The sequence below is a fragment of the Pseudomonas sp. MWU13-3659 genome (assembly GCF_023757525.1).
Lineage (GTDB): Bacteria > Pseudomonadota > Gammaproteobacteria > Pseudomonadales > Pseudomonadaceae > Aquipseudomonas > Aquipseudomonas entomophila_E.
In genome coordinates this window covers 291,134-317,534 of sequence record NZ_JAMSHW010000001.1, presented here as the reverse complement: position 1 = coordinate 317,534, position 26,401 = coordinate 291,134, and the positions used below count along the sequence as shown (strand labels likewise).

Here is a 26,401-nt window from a genome sequence, read left to right as displayed (position 1 = left end):
GCCTTGTGCCGCGAATGGGCCGCGCAGCGGCCCCGTTCAACCGCCGGAGTTCAAGAGCTACCTATGCCCCACCCGCGTCCCTACAAAGTTGCACTCAACGGTTACGGCCGCATCGGCCGCTGTGTCCTGCGCGCGCTGTTTGAGCGAGGGGCGAAGGCCGGTTTCGAGATCGTCGCGCTGAACGACCTGGCCGACCAGGCCAGTCTGGAGTACCTGACGCGCTTCGACTCCACCCACGGGCGTTTCCCCGGCGAGGTGAAGGTCGACGGCGACTGTCTGCATATCAATGGCGACTGCGTGAAAGTGTTGCGCAGCGCCACCCCTGAAGGCATCGATTGGGCGGCCCTGGGCATCGACCTGGTGCTGGAGTGCTCCGGTGCCTACAACACCCGGGCCGACGGTCAGCGTTTCATCGACGCCGGCGCGCCCCGGGTGCTGTTCTCCCAGCCCATGGCCAGCGAGGCGGATGTCGATGCCACGGTGGTCTATGGCGTGAACCAGGATTGCCTGACCGGCGACGAGCTGCTGCTGTCGAACGCTTCGTGCACCACCAACTGCGGCGTGCCGCTGCTGCGCGTGCTGGACCAAGCCTTCGGCATCGAGTATGTGCAGATCACCACCATCCACTCGGCGATGAACGACCAGCCGGTGATCGACGCCTACCACCACGAAGACCTGCGCCGCACCCGTTCGGCGTTCCAGTCGGTGATCCCGGTGTCCACTGGCCTGGCGCGCGGCATCGAGCGCCTGCTGCCGGAACTTGCCGGGCGAATCCAGGCCAAAGCGGTACGTGTACCCACTGTCAACGTGTCGTGCCTGGACATCACCCTGCAGACCTCCCGCGACACCAGCACCGAGGAAGTCAACCGGGTGCTGCGCGAGGCCGCCCTGGACGGCCCGCTGAAAGGCCTGCTGGCCTACACCGAGCTGCCCCACGCCAGCTGTGATTTCAACCATGACCCGCATTCGGCCATCGTCGATGCCAGCCAGACCCGCGTCTCAGGCCCACGCCTGGTGAACCTGCTGGCCTGGTTCGACAACGAATGGGGGTTCGCCAACCGTATGCTCGACGTTGCCGAACACTTTCTGCACGTCGTCCACCCCACCCGCAGCAAACAGCCCTGAAGGACTGCATTCATGACCGTGTTGAAGATGACCGACCTCGACCTGCAAGGTAAGCGCGTACTGATCCGCGAAGACCTCAACGTGCCTGTGAAGGACGGTGTGGTAACCAGCGACGCGCGTATCCTGGCAGCGCTGCCGACCATCAAGCTGGCCCTGGAAAAGGGTGCGGCGGTAATGGTCTGCTCGCACCTGGGCCGCCCGACCGAAGGCGAGTTCTCCGAAGAGAACAGCCTGAAGCCGGTCGCCGCTTACCTGAGCAAGGCCCTGGGTCGCGACGTGCCGCTGGTCGCCGATTACCTCGACGGCGTCGAAGTGAAGGCCGGTGACCTGGTGCTGTTCGAGAACGTGCGCTTCAACAAGGGCGAGAAGAAGAACGCCGACGAGCTGGCGCAGAAGTACGCTGCCCTGTGCGACGTGTTCGTCATGGACGCCTTCGGCACCGCCCACCGCGCCGAGGGTTCCACCCACGGTGTTGCCAAGTTTGCCAAGGTCGCGGCCGCAGGCCCGCTGCTGGCTGCCGAGCTGGATGCCCTGGGCAAGGCCCTGAAAGCCCCGGCCAAGCCGATGGCCGCCATCGTCGCCGGCTCCAAGGTTTCCACCAAGCTGGACGTACTGAACAGCCTGAGCACCGTGTGTGATCAGCTGATCGTCGGTGGCGGCATCGCCAACACCTTCCTCGCCGCCGCCGGTCACCCGGTCGGCAAGTCGCTGTACGAGCCTGACCTGGTCGAGACCGCCAAGGCCATCGCCGCCAAGGTCAGCGTGCCGCTGCCGGTCGATGTGGTGGTTGCCAAGGCATTCGCCGAAGACGCCGAAGCCACTGTGAAGGCCATCGCCGACGTGGCGGCCGACGACATGATCCTGGACATCGGCCCAAAGACCGCCGAGCAGTTCGCCGAGTTGCTGAAGACCTCGAAGACTATCCTGTGGAACGGTCCGGTTGGCGTGTTCGAGTTCGACCAGTTCGGCAACGGCACCAAGGTGCTGGCCAAGGCCATCGCCGACAGCGCCGCGTTCTCCATCGCCGGTGGCGGTGACACCCTGGCGGCCATCGACAAGTATGGCGTTGGTGCCGATATCTCCTACATTTCTACCGGTGGTGGCGCGTTCCTCGAGTTCGTCGAGGGCAAGGTCCTGCCAGCGGTGGCAATCCTGGAAGAGCGGGCCAAGGCCTGATTTTGAAGGCGCCTGGCAAAGGGAGCGACCTGATGGTCAAGCAATTGCCTGTGATGATCGTGGCCGTGTTGCTGGGCGCCTGCTCCAGCAACCGGGGCAGCGACGCAGACCCGGCGCAGCCGCCCCAGGGCGGCTGCTACCAGTCCCAGTGGCAGGCCGAGACCGCGCCGGTGATCAACAAGCGCCTGGGCCCGGACGGCCTGGAAAAATACGACGACGAACACCAGCGCAAGGCGGCGGGCTGCCCTTGATCGGGTGGCGGGCAACCTAAAGCAGGTTTCGTGGTCTTGGACATTGGGGCCGCTGTGCGGCCCATCGCCGGCAAAGCCGGCTCCTACAGGCGACGCGATCCTTGTAGGAGCCGGCTTTGCCGGCGATGGGCTGCATAGCAGCCCTCAACGAGGTTTTAAGATGAAAGCGCTTCTGGCCGCTCTGGCCCTGGCGACTCTGGCAGGCTGCTCGATGCTGCAACCTGCCCAGCCTGCCCCGGCGGACAACTGGACCCGCTGGGTCTGCGACAGCCAGGCCGAGGTGTTGTGGCGTTTCGCTGACGCAAAACAGGATGCGGTCGACGTGCGCCTCGGCGGCGGCGACCAGGTCTACCGGCTCAAGTCCGAGCCGGGCGCCTCGGGCGCGCTGTACAGCGATGGCGTGCTGGCCCTGCACACCAAAGGCAATGAAGGCCTGGTGTACTGGGTGGCGACCAACGATCTGATTGGGCGGGGCTGCAAGGCACCGTGACTGGCCGGGCCGCATGGATGGCCCACACTACTTGAACAGCAACCGCCCCTGCGGCAGGCTTGCACGAAACAACGACGCTTGTCGGGAGAGAGATACACAATGGCACTCATTAGCATGCGCCAGATGCTGGACCACGCCGCCGAGTTCGGTTACGGCGTTCCAGCTTTCAACGTCAACAACCTTGAGCAGATGCGCGCCATCATGGAAGCCGCCGACAAGACCGACTCTCCGGTCATCGTCCAGGCCTCCGCCGGTGCGCGCAAGTACGCGGGTGCCCCGTTCCTGCGCCACCTGATCCTGGCGGCCATCGAAGAGTTCCCGCACATCCCGGTGTGCATGCACCAGGACCACGGCACCAGCCCTGACGTGTGCCAGCGCTCGATCCAGCTGGGCTTCAGCTCGGTGATGATGGACGGCTCGCTGGGTGAAGACGGCAAGACCCCGACCGAGTACGAGTACAACGTCCGCGTCACCCAGCAGACCGTTGCCATGGCGCACGCCTGCGGTGTTTCGGTGGAAGGCGAGCTGGGTTGCCTGGGTTCGCTGGAAACCGGCATGGCCGGTGAAGAAGACGGCATCGGCGCCGAAGGCGTGCTGGACCACAGCCAGATGCTGACCGACCCGGAAGAAGCCGCCGACTTCGTCAAGAAGACTCAGGTGGACGCCCTGGCCATCGCCATCGGTACCAGCCACGGCGCCTACAAGTTCACCAAGCCACCGACCGGTGACGTGCTGGCGATCGACCGTATCAAGGAAATCCACAAGCGCATCCCCAACACCCACCTGGTGATGCACGGTTCGTCCTCGGTGCCGCAAGAGTGGCTGGCGATCATCAACCAGTACGGTGGCGACATCAAAGAGACCTACGGCGTGCCGGTCGAAGAGATCGTCGAAGGCATCAAGTATGGCGTGCGCAAGGTCAACATCGACACCGACCTGCGCCTGGCCTCCACCGGCGCCATGCGTCGCCTGATGGCGCAGAACCCGAGCGAGTTCGACCCACGCAAGTTCTTCGGTGAAACCGTCAAGGCCATGCGTGACGTGTGCATCGCTCGCTACGAAGCCTTCGGCACTGCCGGCAACGCCTCGAAGATCAAGCCGATTTCCCTGGAAGGCATGTTCCAGCGCTACGCCAAGGGCGAGCTGGCCGCCAAGATCAACTGATCCGGCGCCGCTTCACGAAAGAACCCGCAGCGATGCGGGTTTTTTTTGTGCGTGTGAATCCCCTATGCCTTTTCCCTTGAGGGGCGTGACAGTCTCGCAGGTGTTCATGATTCACACCGGCCCCTGAAGGAGCGGCCTTGTGCCGCGAAAGGGCTGCGTAGCGGCCCCAGGATTTCAGGTTGAACAAAGATCGCCGGGGCCGCTTTGCGGCCCTTTCGCGGCACGAGGCCGCTCCTACAGGCGTCGCGCAAGGCTTTGGCTGGTAAGCCCGCTCCCGCACGTTCATGTGTCGCTCGCGCGGCGCTTATACCGTTAGTCGGCTAACATCACTTCCGATGGCTTATAGCCATCTGCACGCGTTGCGTCTTCGGTCGCCGAGTCTAGAGTAAAGATCGGATCCAATGGCTCGTCGTAATCGGCCTAACAAGAGAAGCAGCATGGATGTCGCTCACACTCAACCACCGGACAATCGCTCGGTTCTGCTCGTCGTAGACGATTATCCGGAGAATCTCATCAGCATGCGGGCCTTGCTGTCCCGCCAGGACTGGCAAGTATTGACCGCCAGCTCAGGGATGGAAGCCCTGAGTGCCCTGCTGGAAAACGAGGTCGACCTCGTGCTGCTCGATGTGCAGATGCCCGAGATGGACGGCTTCGAGGTCGCCCGGCTGATGCGTGGCAGCCAACGCACCCGGCTGACGCCGATCATTTTCCTCACCGCCAATGAACAGTCCGAGGCCGCCGTGCTCAAGGGCTACGCCAATGGCGCGGTGGACTACCTGTTCAAACCGTTCGACCCGCAGATCCTCAAGCCGAAAGTCCAGGCGCTGCTCGAACAACAGCGCAATCGGCGCATGCTGCAGAGCCTGACCCGCGAGCTGGAATCGGCCCGTGCCTTCAATGCCTCGATCCTGGAAAACGCCGCCGAGGGCATCCTGGTGGTGGACGAGTCGGGCACCATCAATTTCGCCAACCCGGCCATCTCGCGCCTGCTCGACACACCGGTGGAGAAGCTGCAGGGCGCGCATGTGCTGGACCTGATCCAGTTGCCATGCGCCAACCTGTGGCATGAGTCGGACTTTTACCAGGCTTACCTCAAGCGCCAGATCTTCCGGGTCCACGACGCGCAATTGCGCTCGGTCAACGGCCAGCTGATACCTGTGGCACTTTCCTGCGCGCCGCTGCCCGCCGAGCAGCGGGCGATGGTGGTGACGGTGCTGGACATGTCGGTGGTGCGCAGCCTGCACCAGCAGTTGGAGTACCAGGCGGTCACCGACCCGCTGACAGGCCTGCTCAACCGCCGTGGTTTCTACCAGGCCGCCGAGGGCGCGTTGATGCGCAACGAGCGCTCCGACAAGGTCCGTGCCCTGATGTACATGGACCTGGACGGTTTCAAGCGGATCAACGACCTGCTCGGGCATGAAGCCGGGGACAAGGTGCTGCGCTGGGTCGCCGAGCAGCTCAAGGAATGCCTGGGCAGCGAGGCATTGCTGGCGCGCATGGGTGGGGACGAGTTCACCGCGCTGTTCGACGGTTTGCCCTACCCGGAGCAGGCCGGGCGTTATGCCGAGAAACTGCTCGAACGGATGTGCAGCTTCCAGCAACTCGATGGGTTGGAAGTCAGCCTCGGCGTGAGCATCGGTATCGCCACCTACCCGGACTGCGGCGCCAACGTCGAAGGGCTGCTGCGCGCGGCCGACGCTGCCATGTATGCGGCCAAGCAAGCCGGGCGCCAGCAATATCGCTTCTATGACGAAGAGCTCAATGGCCGCGCCCGTTCGCGGCTGATGCTCGAAGACAGTGTGCGCGAAGCCATCGAGCAGAACGACTTCACGCTGGTCTACCAGCCCCAGGTAGCCTTTGCCGATGGTCGCCTGCGCGGCTTCGAAGCGCTGCTGCGCTGGCAGCACCCGAGCGTCGGCGATGTGCCGCCCGGGCTGTTCATCCCGTTGCTGGAAGAGGCACGGCTGATCAACCGCCTGGCCAGCTGGATCTACCGCAAGGGCGCCGCCCAGCGCCGGGAGTGGGACGAGCGCTTCGGCTCGCAGCTGGTCCTGGGGATCAGCCTCAGCCGGGCGCAGTTCGCCATGCCGGGCCTGGCCGACGAGCTGGCGCGGGTGCTCGACGAGCATGGATTACAGCCGGCCCAGCTGGAAGTGGAAGTGGCCGAGACTTCGCTGATGTACAACATCGACGCCGCGGTGAAGCAGGTGCATCGTCTGCGTGAGCTGGGCATTCGCGTGGCGCTGGATGATTTTGGCGCTGGCGACTGTTCGTTGCGCATGTTGCGCGACCTGCCCATCGACACGTTGAAGATCGACCGCCACTTGGTGGCGCGGCTGCCGGAATCGGCGGCGGACATCGCCATGGCCCGCAGTGTCATCGGCCTGTGCGCCGACTATGGCATCACGGTGATCGCCGAGGGCGTTGAAACCAAAGCCCAGGCCGATTGGCTCAAGAGCAGCGGTTGCACCTATGTGCAGGGGTTCCTGGTCGCCCGCCCGATGACTGCCAGCGATGCCAGTGGCTTTGCGCCGATTTTCCCCTGGACCCCGTGATTGGCTACACTCGCGTCTTCCCAGTCCGACCCACCCGCCATGACCGCACTTCGCTATCTGCAAGCCTACCCGCCTCACCTCCAGGAACAGGTGCGCCAGATGATCGCCAGCCAACGCCTGGGCGACTATCTGCAGCAGCGTTACCCCGAGCGTCACGCGGTGCAGAACGACAAGGCGCTGTACACCTACGCCCAGGACCTCAAGCAACAATACCTGCGCAGCGCGCCGCCGCTGGACAAGGTGCTGTTCGACAACCGCCTGGACCTCACCCATCGCGCGTTGGGGCTCAACACCGCGGTGTCGCGGGTGCAGGGTGGCAAGCTCAAGGCGAAGAAGGAGATCCGCGTCGCCTCGCTGTTCAAGGAGGCTGCGCCGCAGTTCCTGCGCATGATCGTGGTGCATGAGCTGGCGCATCTGAAGGAGCGCGACCATAACAAGGCGTTCTATCAGCTCTGCCAGCATATGGAGCCGGACTACCACCAATTGGAATTCGACCTGCGCGTCTACCTGACCTATCGGGAGCTGCCAGGCAACACCTGAGGGACAAGCACCCCATGACCACGGAAGTGAGCAAGACCCGCAGCAGCTTCTACCGCCGCCTGTACGTGGCCTGGCTGATCGACAGCCAGACCGCCACTAGCGTACCGGCATTGATGGAGGCCACCGGCATGCCGCGGCGCACCGCCCAGGACACCATCACCGCCCTGGCTGACCTGGATATCGTCTGCGAGTTCGAGCAGCAGGCCGGGGCGCGCAACCATGCCGGGCATTACCGCATCCGTGACTGGGGCGCCATCGACAAGCAGTGGATCATCCAGCATCTGCGCCAGATCCGCGAAGTGCTGGGCTATCCCTGAGCGGGGCGTGCGATGCAACCTCTGTAGGAGCGGCTTCAGCCGCGATCACCGGCGTAGCCGGTGCCATGCAGCGTGTCGCTTGTATCGCGGCTGAAGCCGCTCCTACAGGGGGCCGCGCGGTCTCTTCACACCACACCCAATTTTCAGGATGTTCCGATGTCTGCCAAGGCCATCAACGCACGTTTCAGCAACTACGCCGCCATGGCCGATGGTGTCGCCACCCTGCTGTTCCCCCACGCCGAAGTCGTGGTCCATGACCTGCGCAGCCAGACCGTGGTGCATATCGCCAACAACATCTCCAAGCGGCAGTTGGGTGATGACTCGGCGCTCGAGGACCTGCCAGGTGAGCTGAGCACCGACACGCCGTTGGGGCCCTACGAAAAACTCAATTGGAACGGTCAGAAAGTTCGCTCGATCAGTAGCGTCATGGTCGATGACGCTGGGGTTCCTGAGGCGCTGCTGTGCATCAATTTCAATGTCTCGGTGCTGGAGCAGGCCAAGCAGGCGCTGGACCTGTTCTTCCAGGCCAGCCGCTTGCTGCCCCAGCCCGACGTGCTGTTCCGCGACGATTGGCAGGAGCGCATCAACACCTTCCTGCATGGCTGGCTCAGGGAGCATGGCCTGAGCCTCGATGGCCTCACCCGCGAGCACAAGCGCGAGCTGGTGGAGGCGCTGCACGGTGAAGGGGCTTTCCGCGGCGGCAGCGCCTACGACTACGTGGCCAATGTCTTGGGCATGGGCCGGGCGACGATCTACAAGTACGTGAAGATTGCCCGGGAGGCCTGAGGCCTGCGCGGCAGTGGTCTGTTGCCGGCTTGTTTTTAGTGGAAAAATATTCTACGGTGGATTTTTATTCCATTGATGGCGGCCTGTACCCGCCGTCTGACCCAGGAGTATCCACCCGTGGCAATCGACGACATTGCGCTCGATCAGCTGTACCAGTCCATCCACCTGGCCCATGCCGCCCTGCGCCCCCAGGTGCCGGTGACGCCGCTGACGCGTAGCCCCGGCCTTTCGGCCATGACAGGATGCGACGTCCACCTGAAGTGCGAACACCTTCAGCTCACCGGCTCCTTCAAGTTTCGCGGCGCCAGCAACAAGCTGCGGCTGCTGGGTGCCGAGCAACGTACCAAGGGCGTAATCGCGGCCTCTTCCGGCAATCATGGTCAGGGGCTGGCGCTGGCCGGGCAGCTACTTGGCGTGCCGGTGACCGTGCATGTCAGCCATGAAGCCTCGCCCGTGAAGATCGAGGCCATGCGTCAGCTCGGCGCCGAGGTGTCGGTGCTGGACGTCGATTCCCTTGGCGCCGAAATGCAGGCCCGCCGCGAAGCCGAACGCCACGGCAAGCCGTTCGTCTCGCCCTACAACGACCTGGAAGTAATCGCCGGGCAGGGCACCATCGGCATGGAGTTGTTCGACCAGGCGCCGGACCTGGATGCGGTGTTCGTCGCCGTGGGTGGCGGCGGCATGGTGTCCGGCATCGCCACCGCCTTGCACAGGTTGTCCCCTTCGACCGAAATCATCGGTTGCTGGCCGGCTAATGCGCCGACCTTGCAGCGCTCGCTCGAGGTTGGCCGGATCATCGACATGGAGGAGCAACCCACGCTGTCCGATGGGACCGCCGGAGGCGTGGAACAGGACGCCGTCACCTTCCCGATTCTCCAGCGGCTGCTGAAGAAAACCGTGCTGGTCAGTGAAGATGAAATCAAGCAGGCCATGCGTGACGCCGCCGCTTGCGAGCGCTGGATCATCGAGGGTGCCGCCGCGGTGGCCCTGGCAGGCATGAAGCAGGTCGCGGGAGACTACCAGAGCAAGAAAGTGGCGGTGGTCTTGTGCGGGCGCAACGTGAAGCTGGAGACTTTCCTCGAGGCCATGGCATGAAAATCCATGAACGTGACGCGATCATCGCCAGCCTGGACCTCGACGAGGCCGTGCGCTGGCTGGAGCAGGGCTTCGTGGCCTATTCACAGGGGCGGGTCCAGGTGCCCCCCGTGCAGGCTTTCGCGTTTGCCCAGGCCAATGGCGACTGCTGCGTGAAGTCCGCCTACCTCGAAGGCGGCGATACCTTCACCGTCAAGGTATCCACGGGTTTCTACGACAACCCCGCGCAGGGCTTGGCAAGCAACGACGGCCTGATGCTGGTGTTCAGCGCGCGCACGGGCCAACCGCTGGCCCTGCTGGCCGACCAGGGCTGGCTGACCGGCATGCGCACCGCCCTGGCCGGGCGCATCGTGGCGCGGTTGCTGGCGCCACGCCAAGTCGAGCGCATTGGCATCCTGGGCACCGGCACCCAGGCACGCATGCAGCTTGAGCAACTGATGCCGGTCACCCCCTGCCGCGAGTTGAGTGCCTGGGGCCGCAGCGAAGCTGGGCTGGCCAGTTACCGTGATTTCGCCGAGCGGCTGGGCTTCACGGTACGCCTGGAACGTGAGCCGCAGTCCGTGGCAGAGGCCGCGAACCTCATCATCAGCGCAACGCCTTCGCGTGAAGCCCTGCTCGAACGCGATTGGGTCCGCCCTGGCACTCATATCACCGCAGTCGGTGCCGATGCGCCTGGCAAGCAGGAACTCGCTGCATGTCTGGTGGCGAAGGCCGACCTGGTCGTAGTCGATTCGCTCAGTCAATGCAGCCAGTACGGCGAGGTCTCCCATGCGTTGCAGGCCGGGCTGCTCGAGCGCTCGCGCCTGTTGGAACTTGGCGCCTTGCTCGGCAATCCCAGCATGGGGCGCACCAGTGACGAACAGTTGACTGTGGCGGACTTGACCGGCGTCGCAGTCCAGGACGCGCAGATCGCTTGCTACGCTTACCAGGCGTTGCGGCACTGAGGACCCTGTAGTTCGACCAAAATAGAGGCTATTTGATATTACTTGCCGCTGCCGTCGGCCACAGGCTTTGTGTAATCTGCAAGGTCTGTAGCGAAGATCGCCATTTCCAGCGTGTGCCCCCCACTGCGAAAGGATTTGAGCATGCGGCCACTGCTTTGCGTTCTTGGATTGCTGTGTGTGTTGTGCGCAGGTCCGGCCTCCGGCCTGGAGAAGCTGCGCCTGGTGGCGGACAGCTGGCCGCCCTTCACCGACAGCGGGATGCCCGGCGGCGGCCTGGCGACCAATATCGTCACCACCGCCCTCACGCGTGCCGGCTATGCCACCGAGTTCGAAGAGGTGCCCTGGGCCCGGGCGCTGATGGGGGTGGGGGAAGGGCGCTACGACGTGTTGATCAACGCATGGTTCAATGACGAGCGCACCCGCATCGGCCAGTTCTCGGATGCTTACCTCACCAACCGCATTCGCCTGCTGAAGCATGAAGGTGAAACCTTCGGCTACCAGAAACTCGCCGACCTCTACCCCTATAGCATTGCCGTGGTGCGTGACTACGCCTATTCACCGGCTTTCGACAGTGATACCCGGCTGAACAAGGTGCCGGTGCGCAGCTTTTCGTCGGCAGTGCGCATGTTGGCAGCGGGCAGGGTCAACCTGGCGGTGGAGGACGAGTATGTGGCGCGCTACAACCTGCAGCGCGAGCCGCCACAGGTGCGCGAGGCGGTGACCTTCGTCGAACCGCCGCTGGCGGAAAACAGCCTGCATATCCTGGTGAGTCTCAAGCATCCCGGGCACCAGCAGATCGTCAAGCGCTTCGAGAAGGCCATTGCGGCGATGAAGGCCGACGGGAGCTATGACCGGTTGTTGCGCCAGCATGGCTTTTGACGTGAGGGCCCGTTCGCCGGCAAAGCCGGCTCCTACAGGTTGCGGGTTTTCGCTGCATCTGTAGGAGCCGGCTTTGCCGGCGAAAAGGCTATCACCTCATGCGGGCTCGCCTTCCTTGATCAGATGCCCGGCCAGCGTGCGCAAAGGCCCCAACTGGCGGCAGATCAACGCCAGTTGCGACTGCACCAGGCGCTGATGCTCATCCAGTTCCTCGGGCATCTGCTCCAGGCTGTTGGCCAGTGCCTCCTCGGCATCGCTGTGAATCGCAACCGGCAGCCGCGCCGCCAGGCCATTGGCGATCTCGTCGAGGCTCGCGGCCAACGCTTGCCCGGCCCCCTCGATAAGTTGCTCGTGCACCTCGGCCGGCAGCGCCGTGTCGCGGTGTGCCCCCAGCCCCGAGAGGTAGCTGAGCAAGGTGTGCGACAGCACCAGGAAGCGGAAGCCCACATCGGCCTCCTTACGGAAATGCCCAGGCTCCATGAGCATGTTGGCCAGGGTGGTCGACAGCGCCGCATCGGCGTTGTGCGCGTTGCGCCGGGCCAGGCGGTAGGCGAGGTCGTCGCGCTTGCCGTGGGCGTACTGCTGCATGATCTGGCGCAGGTACTGGCTGGCGCAGGCCAGGGTGTTGGCCAACACCTTGTTCAGGCGTCGGCCCTGCCAGTCGGGCAGGAACAGGAACACCGCGAGGATGGCGATCAGGCTGCCGACCAGGGTATCGAACAGGCGCGGCAGGAACAGGCCGTAGCCATCGCCGATCTGGTTGAAGCAGAACAGCACCATCAGGGTGATCGCCGCCGTGGCCAGGGTGTAGCGGGTGGTGCGGTTGACGAAGAACACCACCCCGGCCACCACGGCGAAGGCCGACTGGATCAACGGGTTGGGGAACAGGTCGAACAGCGCCCAGCCCACGGTCAGGCCGATGGCCGTGCCGAAGATCCGCTGCACCAGCTTGCGTCGGGTGGCGCCATAGTTGGGCTGGCAGACGAACAAGGTGGTGAGGATGATCCAGTAACCCTGCGTCGGGTGGATCAAGTGCACCATGCCATAGCCGATCGACAGCGCCAGGGGCAGGCGCAGGGCATGGCGGAACAGCAGCGAGGTCGGGGTCAGCTGGGTGCGCAGGCGCGTCCAGACATCCTTCAATGTGCGTGGCGAGCGGTCGAGCAGGCTGCTGTCGCTGGCATCGGCCAGGCTGTCGGGGTTGCTGGCGGCGCTGAGCAGGCGGTCGAGGGTCGCCAGGTTGGCCGCCAGTGCCCGCAGCGAGCGCAACAGGCTGCGCCAGGCCGGGTTGCTCTGGATGCGCAGGTGCTCCAGCGAGGCATTGAGGTCTTCCAGGGCCTCGGGGTAGCCGCTGGCCAGCACGAAGGGCTGGCGCAAGCGGATCGACCGGGCCAGTTCCTGGCAGGACGCGCCCTGTTTGCGCAGCAGGCGCTGGCAGCGGAACATCACGTCGCTGTGGAAAAACGCATCGGTCAGGGCGTTGTAGGGGTAGTGCGAGGCGCTGACCCGCTCATGAATGTCCTGGGCCAGGAAATACAGCTTGAGGTAGCGGCTGACCTTGGAGTTGGGTTGGCTGTTGCCGACCCGGTGCAGGATGATCTCCTTGGCGGCGTTGAGCGCGGCCACCACCTTGCCATTCTGCTTGGCCAGTTCCAGGCGCGTGGCCTCGACGTCGAGGGTGCGCACCGGTTCGAACAAGCTGGCCTTGAGCTTGAGGTAGCTGCCCAGCTCGTAGAACAGCTTGGCCAGGCTCTGCTGCACCGGCTGGTTGGAGAACAGCGCCTGCCACAGCACCGACAGCGACCCGTACCAGGCCGCGCCAGCCACCAACAACAAGGGCTCGTGCCAGAAGTCGCTGACTTCGCCGCCGCGCTGGTCCACACCGATCATGGTGTACACCGACAGGATCAGCGTCGCCGAGGCGATCGCGCCGTAGCGCTCGCCCAGGGCCCCGAGCATGGTCAGGCCGAAGGCCGCCAGGGCCAGGGCGCCAGCGAAGATCCAGGGGTAGGGGAACAGCAGCTCCACCGACAGGGCGGCGATGGCGAAGCACACCAGGGTGACGGCCAGGGCGCTGAGGCGGCCCTGCCAGCCGTCGTCGGTCTCGGCCAGGGCGCTGGCGATGATGCCGAGGAACAATGGAATCAGCAGGCTCATCTCGTTCTGGTACCAGCACCAGGCCATGCTGCCGGTGAGGGCGATGGTCACGCGGATGGCGTAGCTGAACTTGTCTTGGCCCCACAGGCGACGCAATGAATGGCGGAACGAGCTCGATGACATGATGGCCCTGGGCTGAGTTCAGATGAATACCGTTGAGGCCGTTCGCCGGCAAGCCGGCTCCTACAAGAGATTGCGCTTTCCTGTAGGAGCCGGCTTGCCGGCGAAGGGCTGCAAGGCTGCCCCGAAAATGGCACTCCGAGCACAGACCAGCAAGAAGCGTTCCGTGCTGCTGAATGGATTCTACTCTACACGAACTGCGCCGCGGCGTTGGCCGAAGCCCAGGCCCACTGGAAGTTGAAACCGCCCAGGTGCCCACTCACGTCCAGCACCTCGCCAATGAAGTAGAGCCCCGGGCTCTTCAGCGATTCCATGGTCTTGGACGACACTTCGCGGGTATCGACGCCACCCAGGGTGACCTCGGCGGTGCGATAGCCCTCGGTGCCTGAAGGCACCACCTGCCAGGCCGACAGTTTCTCGGCGATCTGGGTCAATTCTGCCGGCGTGTACTGTTTCAAGGGTTTCGAAACGAACCACTGCTCGGCCAGCAGGGTGGCCAGCTTGCGGGTGAACACCTCGCCCAGCACAGTCTTCAGCTCGCTGTTGGGGCGTTCGACCTGCTGGCCCTGCAGCCACTCCAGCGCATCGCGGTCGGGCAGCAGGTTGATCTCGACCGTGTCGCCGGCCTCCCAGAACGACGAGATCTGCAGGATCGCCGGGCCGCTCAGGCCGCGGTGGGTGAACAGCAGGTTTTCGCGGAAGCTCGTGCCGTTGCAACTGGCGACGCAATCCAGCGAGGTGCCGGACAACTCGGTGCACAGTGCCTTGAGCTGGGGCTCGGTGATGGTGAACGGCACCAGGCCGGCGCGGGTCGGCAGCAGCTCATGGCCGAACTGGCGGGCGACCTGGTAGCCGAAACCGGTGGCGCCCAAGGTCGGGATCGACAGGCCGCCGGTGGCGATCACCAGCGACTGGCAGGCGAACGGCCCGGCGCTGGTCTGCAAGGTGTAGCCGGCCTCGGTTTTCTCGATCTGTTCGATGCTGGTGTTCATGCGCAATTCGGCGCCCGCGTTATCGCACTCGGCCAGCAGCATGTCGAGGATGTCGCTGGACTTGTTGTCGCAGAACAGCTGGCCGAGCTTCTTCTCGTGGTACGGCACGCCGTGCTTGCACACCAGCTCGATGAAGTCCCATTGGGTGTAGCGGGCCAGCGCCGACTTGCAGAAGTGCGGGTTGTGCGAGAGGAAGTTGGCGGGTTCGGTGTACATGTTGGTGAAGTTGCAGCGCCCGCCGCCGGACATGAGGATCTTCTTGCCCGGCTTGTTGGCGTGGTCGAGCACCAGCACCCGGCGCCCGCGCTGGGCGCTGAGCAGGGCACACATCAGGCCGGCGGCGCCGGCGCCGAGGATGATCACGTCGGTGGAGTGCACGGTGTTACCTCTTCAGAATTGCCGGGGCTGCCTTGCAGCCTTTCGCGGCACAAGGCCGCTCCTACAGGATGTACGCGATCCCTTGTAGGAGCGGCCTTGTGCCGCGAAAGGGCCGCAAAGCGGCCCCAAATAGATCAGACGATGCGGACTTTCAGGGCGCGGCCCTTGATCTTGCCGCTGTTCAGCCGCTGCATGGCCTGCTTGGCCACCGCCCGCTCCACGGCGACGAACGCCACGAAGTCGAAGATGGCGATCTTGCCCACCTGCTTGCCCGGCAGCCCGGCATCGCCGGTCAGCGCGCCGAGGATGTCGCCCGGGCGCAGCTTGTCCTTGCGCCCGGCGCCGATGCACAGGGTGGTCATCGTCGGCAGCAGCGGCTCGCCACCCTTGCTCTTGAGGTTGTCCAGTTGCTCCCAGCGCAGCGGCTTGTTCTGCAGGTCCTCGATGGCCTGGGCGCGATGGCCTTCGGCCGGGGCCACCAGGCTGATCGCCACGCCTTTCTCGCCGGCACGGCCGGTCCGGCCGACACGGTGTACATGGATCTCTGCGTCACGGGCCAGCTCGACGTTGATCACCAGGTCCAGGCCGTCAATGTCCAGGCCGCGGGCGGCCACATCGGTGGCCACCAGTACCGAGCTGCTGCGGTTGGCGAACATCGTCAGCACCTGGTCGCGGTCGCGCTGCTCCAGGTCGCCGTGCAGGGCCTGGGCGACGATGCCCTTGGCGGTCAGGTGTGTGACCAGGTCCTCGCACTGCTGCTTGGTGAAGCAGAACGCCACGCAGGACTGCGGGCGGTAGTGGCCGAGCACGCGAGTCACGGCTTCCAGGCGCTGTTGCGGGTCGATCTCGATGAAACGCTGCTCGATCTGGCTGTCGCTGTGCAGCGCCTCGACCTTGACCTGCTGTGGCTGGCGCATGAAGTCCTTGGCCAACTGCTCGATGCCGGCCGGGTAGGTGGCGGAGAACAGCAAGGTCTGGCGGCGCGACGGGGTCTTGCCGATGATGCTGGCGATGGCGTCGAAGAAGCCCATGTCGAGCATGCGGTCGGCTTCGTCGAGCACCAGGGTGTTGAGCCCGTCGAGCACCAGGGTGCCTTTGTCCAGGTGCTGCTGGATACGGCCCGGGGTGCCGACGATGATGTGCGCGCCGTGCTCCAGCGAAGCGATCTGCGGGCCGAGCGACACGCCGCCGCACAGGGTGAGGATCTTGATGTTGTCCTCGGCGCGGGCCAGGCGGCGCAGCTCCTTGGCCACCTGGTCGGCCAGTTCCCGGGTCGGGCACAGCACCAGCGCCTGGCAACCGAAGTAGCGCGGGTTGATCGGGTTGAGCAGGCCGATGCCGAAGGCGGCGGTCTTGCCGCTGCCGGTCTTGGCCTGGGCAATCAGGTCCTGGCCCTTGAGGATGACCGGCAGGCTCTGGGCCTGGATCGGCGTCATCGAGGCATAGCCCAGGGCGTCCAGGTTGGCCAGCATGGCGGTGGACAGCGGGAGGGTGGCAAAGGCGGTGGTTTCAACGGTCACGAGGCGGGCCTGCGGTGCGAAGCGAAAAATGCCGCACAGTCTACCAGCCTCGTGGCCATTCGCCCTACGACTCGACGTGATGTTCCGGACGACGGGCGCGCCTTCCGTCTGTCGGCGCCAGTTGCAGGAAGATCGCCGCCGCCAGCATGGCCATCACCCCGATGGTGACGAAGGTCAGCTGGAATGCGCCCAGCGTGCTCTCCACGCCCTCGGCGCTGCCGGCCGCGGTGAAGCCGCCGAGCAAGGCGCCGGCGCAGGCCACGCCCAGGCTCAGCGACAACTGTGCTACCACCGACAGCAGGCTGTTGCCGCTGCTGGCGCTGGCGTCGTCGAGGTCGATCAGGGTCACCGTGTTCATTGCGGTGAACTGCATCGAGTTCACCGCCCCCAGCAGCGCCAGTTGCGCCAGCAGCAAGGCATAGGGCGTCTGTTCGTCGACCAGCCCCAGGCTGGCCAGCAGCAGGCCCAGCAGCAGGGTGTTGCCGGTGAGCACGATGCGGTAGCCCAGGCGCTCGATCAGTGGCCGGGCGACGGACTTGGCAACCATTGCCGCCGCCGCCAGCGGGATCATGCTCATGCCGGCCTGGGCCGGCGAATAGCCCAGCGCCACCTGCAGCAGCAAGGGCACGAGGAAGGGCAGGGCGCCGCTGCCCAGGCGGGCGAACAGGTTGCCGAGGATGCCGATGGCGAAGGTGCGCACGCGAAACAGCGACGGCGAGAACAGTGGCTCCGGATCACGCCCGGCACGCAGCCAGTAGGCAGCCAGGCAAGCCATGCCGGCGAACAGCAACAACATCACCCGCAGATGCGGCAGGTGCAGTTCGCCCAGGCCTTCCATGGCGATGGTGATCAGCACCATCGCCGCGCCGAACAGCAGGAAGCCCGGGCCGTCGAAGGTGGTGCGTTCGGCGCCGCGCAGGTCAGGGATGAACTTCCATACCGCGTAGCAACCCAGTGCGCCCACCGGCAGGTTGAGCAGGAAGATCCAGTGCCAGGTGAGGATCTCCACCAGCCAGCCGCCCAGGGTTGGGCCCAGCAGTGGGCCGAGCAGGCCGGGAATGGTGATGAAGCTCATGATCCGCACCAGTTCGGTGCGTGGGTAGGCGCGCAGTACCACCAGCCGCCCGACCGGCAGCATCAGCGCGCCGCCCAGGCCCTGGATCACCCGGGCCAGGATCAGGAAGCCCAGGCTGTTGGCCATGGCACACAGCAGCGAGCCGAAGCTGAACAACAGGATGGCGCTGAAGAAGATGCGCTTGGTCCCGAAACGGTCGGCGATCCAGCCCGAGGCCGGGATCAGCAGGGCCACGGTGAGCATGTAGGCGATGATCACCCCCTGCATGCGCAGCGGGTCTTCGGCCAGGGAGCGGGCCATGGCCGGCAGCGCGGTGTTGAGGATGGTGCCGTCGAGCGACTGCATGAAGAAGGCGATGGCCACCACCCAGGGGATCCAGCGGGCGGTGACGGGGTCCAGCGGGGCACGGTCGGGCATGGGGCCTCTCTTTGTTCTGCATTCAGGCCTGTTCGCCGGCAAGCCTGCTCCTACGTGCAACCCCCTGTAGGAGCCGGCTTGCCGGCGAACAGGCCGGACCTGCCAATCACAATGTCAGGGTCAACCCTTTGACCAGCGCCCCCGGCAGATGACTCGACCCGGTACTGCGCTGCCCATAGGTGCTGGTCGACAGGATCATCTCGCGCTCCTGGGTCAGGTCTTCCAACTGGCTGCCTAGCAGGTTGTACAGGCTGTCGTCGAAGCGCATGGTGCTCACTGGCCCCTGGATCTTGCCGTTCTCCACCCAGAACGTGGCGAAGCGGGTCAGTCCGGTCATGCGCGCCGCCGGCAGGTCCGAATAGTTCAGGTACCAGAGGTTGCTGATGTACAGGCCGGTGCCGAGGCGCTCAAGGATCTGCGCGCTGGGCAGGTTGCCCGGCGCCAGGCTGAGCGCGCAGGGCGATTCATGGCTGTCGGCGCCGTTGGCCACAAGCTTGAACTCGGCGGCGCTACGGGCGCTCACCAACCGCTCCAGCCCACGTCCTTCGCCAATCAGCAGCAGGTCGCGACGAGGCGAGCCTTCGTCGGAGAACGCCGGGCTCAGTGAACCACTGACCTGCTCGCTGAAGCTCACCAGCGGGCTCAGCCGCGCGTCGCCGTTGTACAGGCGTTGCAGCGAACTGTTGCCGGTGGCCAGGGACTGCGCGGAGAAGCCGCCCCAGCAGAGCATGCCGGCGATTTCGTCCATCGCTGCGGGCGCCAGGTAAGCGCGATAGCTGCCGGGTTTGAGGGTGATGGCCGGGCGCCCCAGATGCTCCAGCTGCTCACGGGCCTGACGCAGGCGCGCGGCGAATTTTTCGCCACGCCAGGTTTGCCCCGCGTAATTGGCCTTGACCGCCTGGCCGTTGGCGTGGAACAGGCTCCAGTCGATGTTGAAGCTGTTGGCCTGGTGCCAGCCGAAGGCGCCGAAGGAGCTGGCGAAGCCCCGGCAGATGGGGCCGGCGGCGTGTATGCCGACCAGGTCCAGATCACCCGCTTCGCGCTCGATCAGGGCCAGCACCTCGTCCAGCTCGGGCAGCGGCGGCTCCAGCAGGCTATGGCTGTGCCAGGCGCTTTCGTCGAGGCTCAGGTAAGGATCCGGCGGCAGCAGAGGCAAGGTCTGGCGCAATTGCGCCAGTGCCTCGTGCAGGCGCTGGCGATTGAGTTCGGCCTCATCGCCCAGGGTGATCTGCTGTTCAGCCTGGCGCCCGTCACGCACCAGGCGCAGTTGCGCACTGGCCTGGCTGACCAGGCCGGCCTGGCGCACCTTGGCGTGGTTGAAGCGCACGAATTGCGATTGTTCGGCACTGTAGCCGAGGGTGAACTGCTCGCCCGGTTGCACGGCGGCGTTCAGGCTGTCGAGCAGGCTTTCGAAGCGTTGTTGATACACGGAGCTCATCAGGCATCCCCTCCGAAGACGTCGATCTGGCTGAACACGCAGGCCGGCGAGGCATGGCCGACCCGCACCACCTGGTTGGGCTCACCCTTGCCGCAGTTGGGTGTGCCGAGTACCTGGAAGGTGCTGCGGTCGCCGACCGCCGACAGGTTGCGCCAGAAGTCGGCGGAGATGCCGCGGTAGTTCGGGTTCTTCACCACGCCCTTGAGTTCGCCGTTCTCGATCAACTGCCCCCACTCGCAGCCGAACTGGAACTTGTTGCGCGCATCGTCGATGGACCAGGAGCGGTTGGTGCGCATCAGGATGCCGTGCTCGATACCCCCGACCAACTGCTCCAGCGACTGGTCGCCCGGTTCGATGTTGAGGTTGGCCATGCGGTCGATCGGTGCCCGGTTCCAGCCACAGGCGCGGCTGTTGGCGACACCGTCCAGGCCCGAGCGCAGCTGCGACAGCGCGCCGCCCAGGGGACGGACCAGCAGGCCGTCGCGAATCAGGTACTGCTTGCTGGCCGGGGTGCCGTCGTCGTCGAAGCTGTAGCTGGCCAGCTCTTCGCCGATGGTCGGGTCGAAAGTCACGTTGAGCCGCTTGGAGCCGTACTGCAGATGACCGAAGTCGGTGGCTTTGACGAAGCTGGTGCCGGCGTAGTTGCGCTCGTCGCCGAGGATGCGGTCCATCTCCAGCGGGTGACCGATGGATTCATGGATCTGCAGCATCATCTGGTCGGGCATCAGCAGCAGGTCACGCTTACCACTTGGTGTGTTGGGGGCCAGCAGCAGTTGCAGGGCCTCGTCGGCCACCCGCCGTGCCGCGCCGACCAGGCCGCAGCGCTCGATCACCTCGTAGCCGCCTTGCTGGCCGAAGTTCTCCCGGCCCAGGCTGCGGCTCTGGCTGTCCTGGCCGTCGCTTGCGGTGACGCCCAGGCCTGGGTAGATGAAGCGCTGGGCGTGGCGCAGTTCGGCGCCGGCGGAGTTCAGGTAGGTTTGCTCGACCAGGCTGATGCCCAGGCTCGCCTGCCAGTCCACCAGGCGACTGTCCTTCGGCACGCTCGCCGATTCTTTGGCCAGCAGCTCCAGGCACTCGGCGAGGTTGGGCAGTGCCTGTTCGAAGTTGGGCGAGACGTGATCGTGACGGCCGGATGGCGCTGGCTGGCCGCTCAGGTCCAACAGGCTGCTGGCCTTGATCCGCCGGGCCAGCGCCTCGGCCTGTTCCAGGGCGCGTTGCAGGCCGGCCTGGGAGAGGTCGGCGGTGGCCGCGTAGGCCTCGACGCCGGCAACCCGCACGGTAAGCATGGCGCCCTCGTCCTGGCTGAAGAAGGGCGGCTCGGCGACATTGCGCCGAACCGACAGTGACTGGTGCGATTGCTTCACGTGGCGAAGCGAGAACAGTTCGGCCGTGCTGCGCAGCGCGTTGAAACGCTGGCGCAGCAAGGTGCTGGAGTCGAACATCGGAAACCTCCGTGTGTGCGGTGGCTCCCCCTAGAACCACCCCTCTTGCATGCCCAGGCACGTGTCGTCGCGGGCCTCGAGCAAAGCGAGGTCATTATGGCAGCCCGGCACTTCCCAGGTGAGGAAATAACGCGCGGCCTGGAGCTTGCCCTGATAGAAGTCGCGATCGCTGCCCTTGAGCAGGCCAACTTCGGCATGAATGGCCTGCTCCAGCCAGCGCCAGCCGATCACGCAGTGGCCAAACACCTTGAGGTACAGCGCCGAGTTGGCCAGCGCGCCGGCGATCTTGCCGCTGGCCAGGTCGCCAAGCAGGGCAAGGGTGACGGCCTGCAGCCGCGTGACCAGGTGCTCCAGTGGCTGACGCAGCGCGTCGAGGTTCGGGTGATGGCTGGCGCGCTCGCAGGTGCCGGCGATCAGGCGGATCAATTGCTTGAGGCCGGCGCCGTTGTTCTGCGCCAGCTTGCGCCCGAGCAGGTCGAGGGACTGGATGCCCTCGGTGCCCTCGTGGATCGGGTTGAGGCGGTTGTCGCGGTAGTACTGTTCGACCGGGTACTCGCGGGTATAGCCGTGACCACCGAGGATCTGGATAGCCAGTTCATTGGCCTTGAGGCAGAACGCCGAGGGCCAGGACTTGACGATGGGGGTGAGCAGGTCGAGCAGTTCCAGGGCTTGCCGGCGTGCGTCTGCATCTTCGGCGGTGTGGGTGTCATCGAACAGCCGGGCCGCGTACAGGCCCAGGTCGAAAGCACCCTCCACGTAGGCCTTCTGTGCCAGCAGCATGCGCTTCACATCGCTGTGCTCGATGATCGGCACGGCGGGACTGTGCGGGTCCTTGTTGTCCGGCAGGCGGCCTTGTGGGCGTTGGCGGGCGTAGTCCAGCGAATAGAGGTAGCCGGCGTAACCCAGCATCACCGCACCCATGCCGACGCCGATGCGCGCCTCGTTCATCATCTGGAACATGCAGGCCAGGCCTTGGTGCGGCTGGCCGACCAGGTAGCCCACGCACTGGCCGTTGTCGCCGAAGTTCAGCGCGGTGGAGGTGGTGCCGCGCCAGCCCATCTTGTGGAACAGGCCGGCCAGCAGCACGTCGTTGCGCGGGCCCAGGCTGCCGTCGGCGTTGACCAGGTACTTGGGCACGATGAACAGCGAGATGCCCTTCACCCCGGGGGGCGCGTCCGGCAGCTTGGCCAGGACCATGTGCACGATGTTCTCCGACAATTCGTGGTCGCCGCCGGAGATGAAGATCTTGTTGCCCTTGAGCCGGTAGTTGCCGTCGCCTGCGGGTTCGGCGCGGGTGCGGATATCGGCCAGGGACGAGCCGGCATGGGGCTCGGTCAGGGCCATGGTGCCGAAGTAGCGGCCCTCGATCATCGGTTGCAGGAACAGGCGCTTTTGCTCATCCGTGCCGAAACTCTCGATCAGGTTGGCGGCGCCCATGGTCAGGAACGGGTAGGCCGTGGTGCCGGCGTTGGCGGCCTGGAAATGGGCGAAGCAGGCCTGCGATACCAGGCTTGGCAGCTGCATGCCGCCGACTTCGAAATCGCGGTTGGCATTGAGGAAGCCTGCGTCGAGGAAGGCGTTGACTGCAGGCTTCACTTCCGGGATCAGCTCGGCGCGACCGTCCACGTAGCGTGGCTCGTGTTCGTCGCCCTTGCGGTTGTGCGGGGCGAAGTATTTTTCGGCGAGGGTGCGGGCGGTGGTCAGCGCGGCGTCGAAGGTCTCGCGGCTGTGCTCGGCGAAGCGTGGGCGCTGGGTCAGGGCCTCGGCGTCGAGGACCTCATAGAGTTCGAAGGCGAGGTTGCGGCTGCTTAGGAGTTGCTCGGACATGGCGGCATTCCTGGTTCGGGATGCAGCGAGTCTAGGCGGGTTAACGGGGCAGGGGACAGGTTAATTGGTTTGGGTGATATGGGGGCAGAAATCGCTAACGGCGGACTGTAAACGATGTTCGAAGTTAGAGTTGCAGCGCCTGTGAGATCGAGCGCCGCGCGGGCGGCGCTCGATCTGCTAGGCGCTGCAAAGATCGTGGCGAGCACCCCTGTCGTGCGCCTGACGGTATGCAGGTGGACGTCATCCGTCGCAAAACCTTGTCATGCAATATCGCTTATATCGATACCGATATAGTTCTATCGTTGCCTCATCACGATGCACAGAGGGATTTGCGATGACAAACGAACGCTCCACTTCGGTATGGGATGCGCTGTTCGACTCACCCGAAGAGGCCGAGAACCTGCGGCTTCGGGCGAAGCTGATGCGGGTATTGACCAAGATTGTCCGATCCTGGGATCTGCCGCAGAAAGACGCAGCACGGCGACTGCATCTGACTCAGCCACGCTTGAGTGACTTGCTCAATGGCAAGATAGACAAGTTCTCGCTGGATGCTCTGGTGAATATCCTGGCGAACGCCGATCTGGAAGTCGATTTTACGGTGAAAAAGAAATCGGCCTGATGGCTGCTTTGGCCTCAAATTAATCGCAGCTTTCCAGTCGCACCTATGGCTCGAATGGCCGAGCCGCAGTGCGTTTCCTACGCAGATTCCAAGACTTTCCCTATTCCATGTAGTCCAATTCCCAAACATACTCCCAAGCCCTTTCAAGCCATTGCGGCGCTCTGGGCTGGCCTCTAGTCTCGGACGGTCGCTGCAAAATCAGCGACCGACTTTGACAGGTCGATTATCAAGAGCTTACTCAACGGCTTTGCCCTTTATGGCGGCTGTATGTGGGGCACTTCGCGTGCGCCGGGGTTTTGCTCTTGCTGACCGGTCTGTCAACCCATGTACAGCTGCCACCTTCTTGTTTGACAGCAACGGGTGGTGGTCCCACTTGATCAGCAAGAGGTAGCTATGTTGAAGATTGTCCCCGATCCACCCCACAACCCTCATTCCCTCGAAGACACCCTCATCCAGGCCTCCGAGTACGCCCTGTGCGCCTTGACCGTGGCCCATCATGCCGTGCAGCTCAAACCCAGGTCGCCGGCTGCCGTGTTGATGATGGCGTCGATGCATGAAATGGAGTCGCAGCGCGTGTTGCTCGAAGCGGCGTTGATCCAGGTACAGATGCCAGCGCAGGCGCCGACGTTGCATTAAGCCCGATCGCGGGGCAAGCCCGCTCACACGCCAGGCCTGTGCAGGTCTGCGCAGGACTCAACTGCGTGGGAGCGGGCTTGCCCCGCGATGGCGTCCACACAGGCACCGACCCTTTCAGGGAGAACAACCATGACCACAGACAACACCCCCACCACCGCCGGCAAGACCAAGTTCTACCAGGGCGAAGGCATGACCGACCCGCTGTTCTGCATCGAACCCGGCATCCCCTGCCAGCACGCCCGCGACCAGGCCTCGGAGCTGATGGGCTGCGTGCGCGACCTGACCATCGCCGGGATCATGGAGGAAAAGCCCCAGTTGCTCTGGGCGTCGTACTACCTGAGCGCCTTGGCCAAGGCATTAATGGATGATGCCGAGCTTGGGATGAAGCACTGATACGTTGATGTACTGCAGGGAAGGCGAGGCACCGTATGGGCCTCGCTTACCCTGAGAGTGCGTTTAGTCTTGAGAGATTCGCTCTGTGGAGCCGCTGCAACTGATTGACCACAACTGTAGCCATCGGTGATGCTAAGCACCATTTGAGTCTTGCATGTGCCCCGCTTTCTAGTCCGAATGCGACTCTGATGGGGCGTAGTACCGCAATGACTGGGCCTTAATTTGGCATTCACTGGAGAGACACAATGAGTCGCCTGCGCATCAAGAATTTTGGCCCGATTGGTTCAGGTCTATCCGAGAATGATGGTTGGATGGAAATAAAGCCTGTCACTGTATTTATTGGCAATCAAGGGTCAGGAAAAAGCACAGTGGCAAAACTGTTCTCGACCTTCTGCTGGATTGAAAAGGCTTTGGTGCGGGGCGATTATGAGAAAAAGTGGTTCGAGCGTAAAGGACGTTTCAAGAATCAGTTTCTGACTTACCACCGACTTGAAAATTATGTAGAGACAAGCGGTCGGGGAGAGGTTGAAATTGAGTACGAAGGCAAGGCGCGCACTATCCGGTATGCACGTGGTCAATTAAGTGTCACGGACAACGGACGGCAAGGGTATGCCTTGCCACAGGTAATGTACGTGCCTGCCGAGAGAAACTTTATTTCCTACGTTAGAAACCCCAAGGAGCTGAAGCTTTCTTCTGAGTCGCTCAAGGAGTTCCTTAGCGCCTTTGATCAGGCTAAAGACAACCTGCGCGGCGTGTTGAGGCTGCCCATCAATGATAGCGAAATTGAGTATGACAAGCTCAATGATGTCCTCAACCTGAAAGGTGCTGATTATAAACTCAGATTGACGGATGCTTCGAGCGGGTTCCAGTCCTTCGTACCAGTATACTTGGTAAGCCGCTATCTTGCCGATGCCGTGCAGGAACAAAGTCAGAGAAGTCAGCAGCCAATGAGTGCTGATGAACTGGAACGATTCAAGAAAGGCGTGGAGAGCGTCTTCGCCAACGACAGCCTGACAGAGGAACAGAAGCGCGCAGCGCTATCGGTGCTGTCAGCCCGCTTCAACAAGACCGCTTTTATCAACATTGTGGAAGAGCCGGAGCAGAATTTGTTTCCCTCGTCGCAATGGGATACGTTGAAAAGTTTGCTTTCGTTCAATAACCAAGGTCGGCGTAATCAATTGATACTGACCACCCATAGTCCTTATGTTGTGAATTATTTGAGTCTTGCGATACAAGGCAAGCACTTGCAGCAACGGATCATTGAGCGGGGGGGTGAAGATTTATTGCCGGAGCTTTATAAGGTCGTGCCTGAACAAGCCTTATTAGCCGCCGATGATGTGGTCATTTATCAGTGCAGCGAGATCGATGGCAGCATTAATCGTCTCTCGTCCTTCGAAGGTATTCCGTCGGATCGTAATTTGCTTAATGACTGGTTGCAGGAGGGTAATGAACTATTCGACAGATTGCTGGAATTGGAAGAGGCGATTTGAATGGATTTCTTCAAGCCGGCCTGTCAAAGCGGTCCGTTCAATGAAGTGACATTCGGGCTGTGCGATGATCAGAACGCGAGATGCGCTTATGTTGATACGACAACACCAGACAATTGGACTGCCACCGTTAATAACCCTGCGCAGAGAGCTATTACATTCACTGCGGTTGACAAGTGTGTGATTCAAGATGGTGAAGAGACAGATCGACCGCGTTGCGATGGTATGTTAACAGCGGAGGATCTATTGTATCTGGTTGAGCTGAAAGATCAGAGAGCTGATTGGCAGTCACAAGCAAAAGCGCAATTGATATCAACGATTCAGTTTCTGCATCAATACCATTCAGAAGATCTGAAGCGTTTTCGCCATAAAAAAGCGTTTGCATGCAACAAGCGCGGCGGCGGATTCAGGGTGGTGAGCCAGGAAGAGCAGCGTCGATTTTTCCACCAGTACGGTTTTCGACTTGATGTTCAGTCGACTGTGCTGGTGCCGGCTGGGGTTGGGGGCTAGCTGAGTAGGTCGTTCACACAAACATGAAAAAGGAGAGCCTGAGCTCTCCTTTTCCGTTCAACGACCGT

The 26,401-nt window shown here is 63.5% G+C and carries 24 protein-coding genes; 17 read left to right on the top strand and 7 right to left on the bottom strand.

The annotated features are described in order from the left end of the window. The first annotated feature begins 63 nt into the window (after positions 1-63). The 12 genes from epd (at position 64) to NGM28_RS01350 (ending at position 11,322) form a co-directional block, all read left to right on the top strand. Positions 64-1,125, top strand: coding sequence for an erythrose-4-phosphate dehydrogenase (epd, locus tag NGM28_RS01405; protein ID WP_252088463.1), 1,062 nt, complete (start codon positions 64-66; stop codon positions 1,123-1,125). A 12-nt stretch (positions 1,126-1,137) separates the two neighbouring features. Beyond that, positions 1,138-2,301: a phosphoglycerate kinase gene (locus NGM28_RS01400; protein WP_213658591.1), complete on the top strand. Its 1,164-nt coding sequence runs from the start codon at positions 1,138-1,140 to the stop codon at positions 2,299-2,301. Further along, positions 2,301-2,552 carry a hypothetical protein gene (locus NGM28_RS01395; RefSeq protein ID WP_430624235.1) on the top strand — a complete coding sequence of 84 codons (252 nt, stop codon included), beginning with the start codon at positions 2,301-2,303 and terminating at the stop codon, positions 2,550-2,552. Before NGM28_RS01400 ends, NGM28_RS01395 begins: the two co-directional genes overlap by 1 nt. A gap of 160 nt (positions 2,553-2,712) precedes the next feature. Continuing rightward, the gene (locus NGM28_RS01390; protein ID WP_240067181.1) at positions 2,713-3,042 is read left to right on the top strand and encodes an MliC family protein; all 330 of its coding nucleotides are present in this window, start codon (positions 2,713-2,715) and stop codon (positions 3,040-3,042) included. A 99-nt stretch (positions 3,043-3,141) separates the two neighbouring features. Next, positions 3,142-4,206 carry a class II fructose-bisphosphate aldolase gene (gene fba / locus NGM28_RS01385; RefSeq protein ID WP_011536013.1) on the top strand — a complete coding sequence of 355 codons (1,065 nt, stop codon included), beginning with the start codon at positions 3,142-3,144 and terminating at the stop codon, positions 4,204-4,206. Positions 4,207-4,643: 437 nt separating this feature from the next. Continuing rightward, on the top strand, positions 4,644-6,761 hold the full coding sequence (locus tag NGM28_RS01380) for a putative bifunctional diguanylate cyclase/phosphodiesterase (protein WP_240067182.1): 2,118 nt from the start codon (positions 4,644-4,646) through the stop codon (positions 6,759-6,761). 39 nt (positions 6,762-6,800) lie between these two features. Further along, positions 6,801-7,301: a M48 metallopeptidase family protein gene (locus tag NGM28_RS01375; RefSeq protein ID WP_213658587.1), complete on the top strand. Its 501-nt coding sequence runs from the start codon at positions 6,801-6,803 to the stop codon at positions 7,299-7,301. A gap of 14 nt (positions 7,302-7,315) precedes the next feature. After that, entirely contained in the window at positions 7,316-7,618 is a 303-nt protein-coding gene (locus tag NGM28_RS01370; protein ID WP_011536010.1) for a winged helix-turn-helix domain-containing protein, read from the top strand. A gap of 156 nt (positions 7,619-7,774) precedes the next feature. Beyond that, complete coding sequence (locus tag NGM28_RS01365; protein WP_240067183.1) at positions 7,775-8,404, top strand: helix-turn-helix transcriptional regulator; 630 nt, start codon at positions 7,775-7,777, stop codon at positions 8,402-8,404. A 75-nt stretch (positions 8,405-8,479) separates the two neighbouring features. Continuing rightward, positions 8,480-9,499, top strand: coding sequence for a threonine/serine dehydratase (locus NGM28_RS01360; protein WP_252088462.1), 1,020 nt, complete (start codon positions 8,480-8,482; stop codon positions 9,497-9,499). After that, positions 9,496-10,443: an ornithine cyclodeaminase family protein gene (locus NGM28_RS01355; RefSeq protein WP_240067185.1), complete on the top strand. Its 948-nt coding sequence runs from the start codon at positions 9,496-9,498 to the stop codon at positions 10,441-10,443. The genes NGM28_RS01360 and NGM28_RS01355 overlap by 4 nt, the downstream gene beginning before the upstream one ends. A gap of 141 nt (positions 10,444-10,584) precedes the next feature. Next, positions 10,585-11,322, top strand: a complete 738-nt coding sequence (locus NGM28_RS01350; protein ID WP_252088461.1) for a substrate-binding periplasmic protein — start codon at positions 10,585-10,587, stop codon at positions 11,320-11,322. A 96-nt stretch (positions 11,323-11,418) separates the two neighbouring features. Here NGM28_RS01350 and yccS read toward each other — a convergent pair whose 3' ends face one another. The 7 genes from yccS to NGM28_RS01315 all read right to left on the bottom strand — a co-directional run bounded on the left by yccS (position 11,419) and on the right by NGM28_RS01315 (position 22,688). Beyond that, positions 11,419-13,602: a YccS family putative transporter gene (gene yccS / locus NGM28_RS01345; protein WP_252088460.1), complete on the bottom strand. Its 2,184-nt coding sequence runs from the start codon at positions 13,600-13,602 to the stop codon at positions 11,419-11,421. Between the two features lie 185 nt (positions 13,603-13,787). Further along, positions 13,788-14,969, bottom strand: a complete 1,182-nt coding sequence (locus NGM28_RS01340) for a BaiN/RdsA family NAD(P)/FAD-dependent oxidoreductase (protein ID WP_240067188.1) — start codon at positions 14,967-14,969, stop codon at positions 13,788-13,790. Positions 14,970-15,103: 134 nt separating this feature from the next. Then, complete coding sequence (gene dbpA, locus NGM28_RS01335) at positions 15,104-16,441, bottom strand: ATP-dependent RNA helicase DbpA (protein ID WP_231845326.1); 1,338 nt, start codon at positions 16,439-16,441, stop codon at positions 15,104-15,106. A gap of 112 nt (positions 16,442-16,553) precedes the next feature. Beyond that, a complete protein-coding gene (gene mdtD / locus NGM28_RS01330) occupies positions 16,554-17,981 on the bottom strand; it encodes a multidrug transporter subunit MdtD (RefSeq protein WP_240067189.1) in 1,428 nt (475 codons plus the stop codon). Between the two features lie 106 nt (positions 17,982-18,087). After that, entirely contained in the window at positions 18,088-19,419 is a 1,332-nt protein-coding gene (locus tag NGM28_RS01325) for a TldD/PmbA family protein (protein ID WP_252088459.1), read from the bottom strand. Beyond that, complete coding sequence (locus NGM28_RS01320) at positions 19,419-20,861, bottom strand: TldD/PmbA family protein (protein ID WP_240067191.1); 1,443 nt, start codon at positions 20,859-20,861, stop codon at positions 19,419-19,421. Before NGM28_RS01320 ends, NGM28_RS01325 begins: the two co-directional genes overlap by 1 nt. A 30-nt stretch (positions 20,862-20,891) precedes the next feature. Next, positions 20,892-22,688 carry an acyl-CoA dehydrogenase gene (locus NGM28_RS01315; protein WP_252088458.1) on the bottom strand — a complete coding sequence of 599 codons (1,797 nt, stop codon included), beginning with the start codon at positions 22,686-22,688 and terminating at the stop codon, positions 20,892-20,894. A gap of 334 nt (positions 22,689-23,022) precedes the next feature. Between NGM28_RS01315 and NGM28_RS01310 the strand changes: the two genes are divergently transcribed. The 5 genes from NGM28_RS01310 to NGM28_RS01290 all read left to right on the top strand — a co-directional run bounded on the left by NGM28_RS01310 (position 23,023) and on the right by NGM28_RS01290 (position 26,333). Continuing rightward, entirely contained in the window at positions 23,023-23,307 is a 285-nt protein-coding gene (locus tag NGM28_RS01310) for a helix-turn-helix domain-containing protein (protein ID WP_252088457.1), read from the top strand. A gap of 393 nt (positions 23,308-23,700) precedes the next feature. Continuing rightward, positions 23,701-23,943 (top strand): hypothetical protein, encoded by a 243-nt coding sequence (locus tag NGM28_RS01305; protein WP_252088456.1) that lies wholly within the window; start codon positions 23,701-23,703, stop codon positions 23,941-23,943. Between the two features lie 129 nt (positions 23,944-24,072). Continuing rightward, a complete protein-coding gene (locus NGM28_RS01300; RefSeq protein ID WP_252088455.1) occupies positions 24,073-24,336 on the top strand; it encodes a DUF3077 domain-containing protein in 264 nt (87 codons plus the stop codon). Between the two features lie 245 nt (positions 24,337-24,581). After that, a complete protein-coding gene (locus tag NGM28_RS01295) occupies positions 24,582-25,826 on the top strand; it encodes an AAA family ATPase (protein ID WP_252088454.1) in 1,245 nt (414 codons plus the stop codon). After that, on the top strand, positions 25,827-26,333 hold the full coding sequence (locus NGM28_RS01290) for a hypothetical protein (protein ID WP_252088453.1): 507 nt from the start codon (positions 25,827-25,829) through the stop codon (positions 26,331-26,333). The last annotated feature ends 68 nt before the right edge of the window (positions 26,334-26,401 follow it).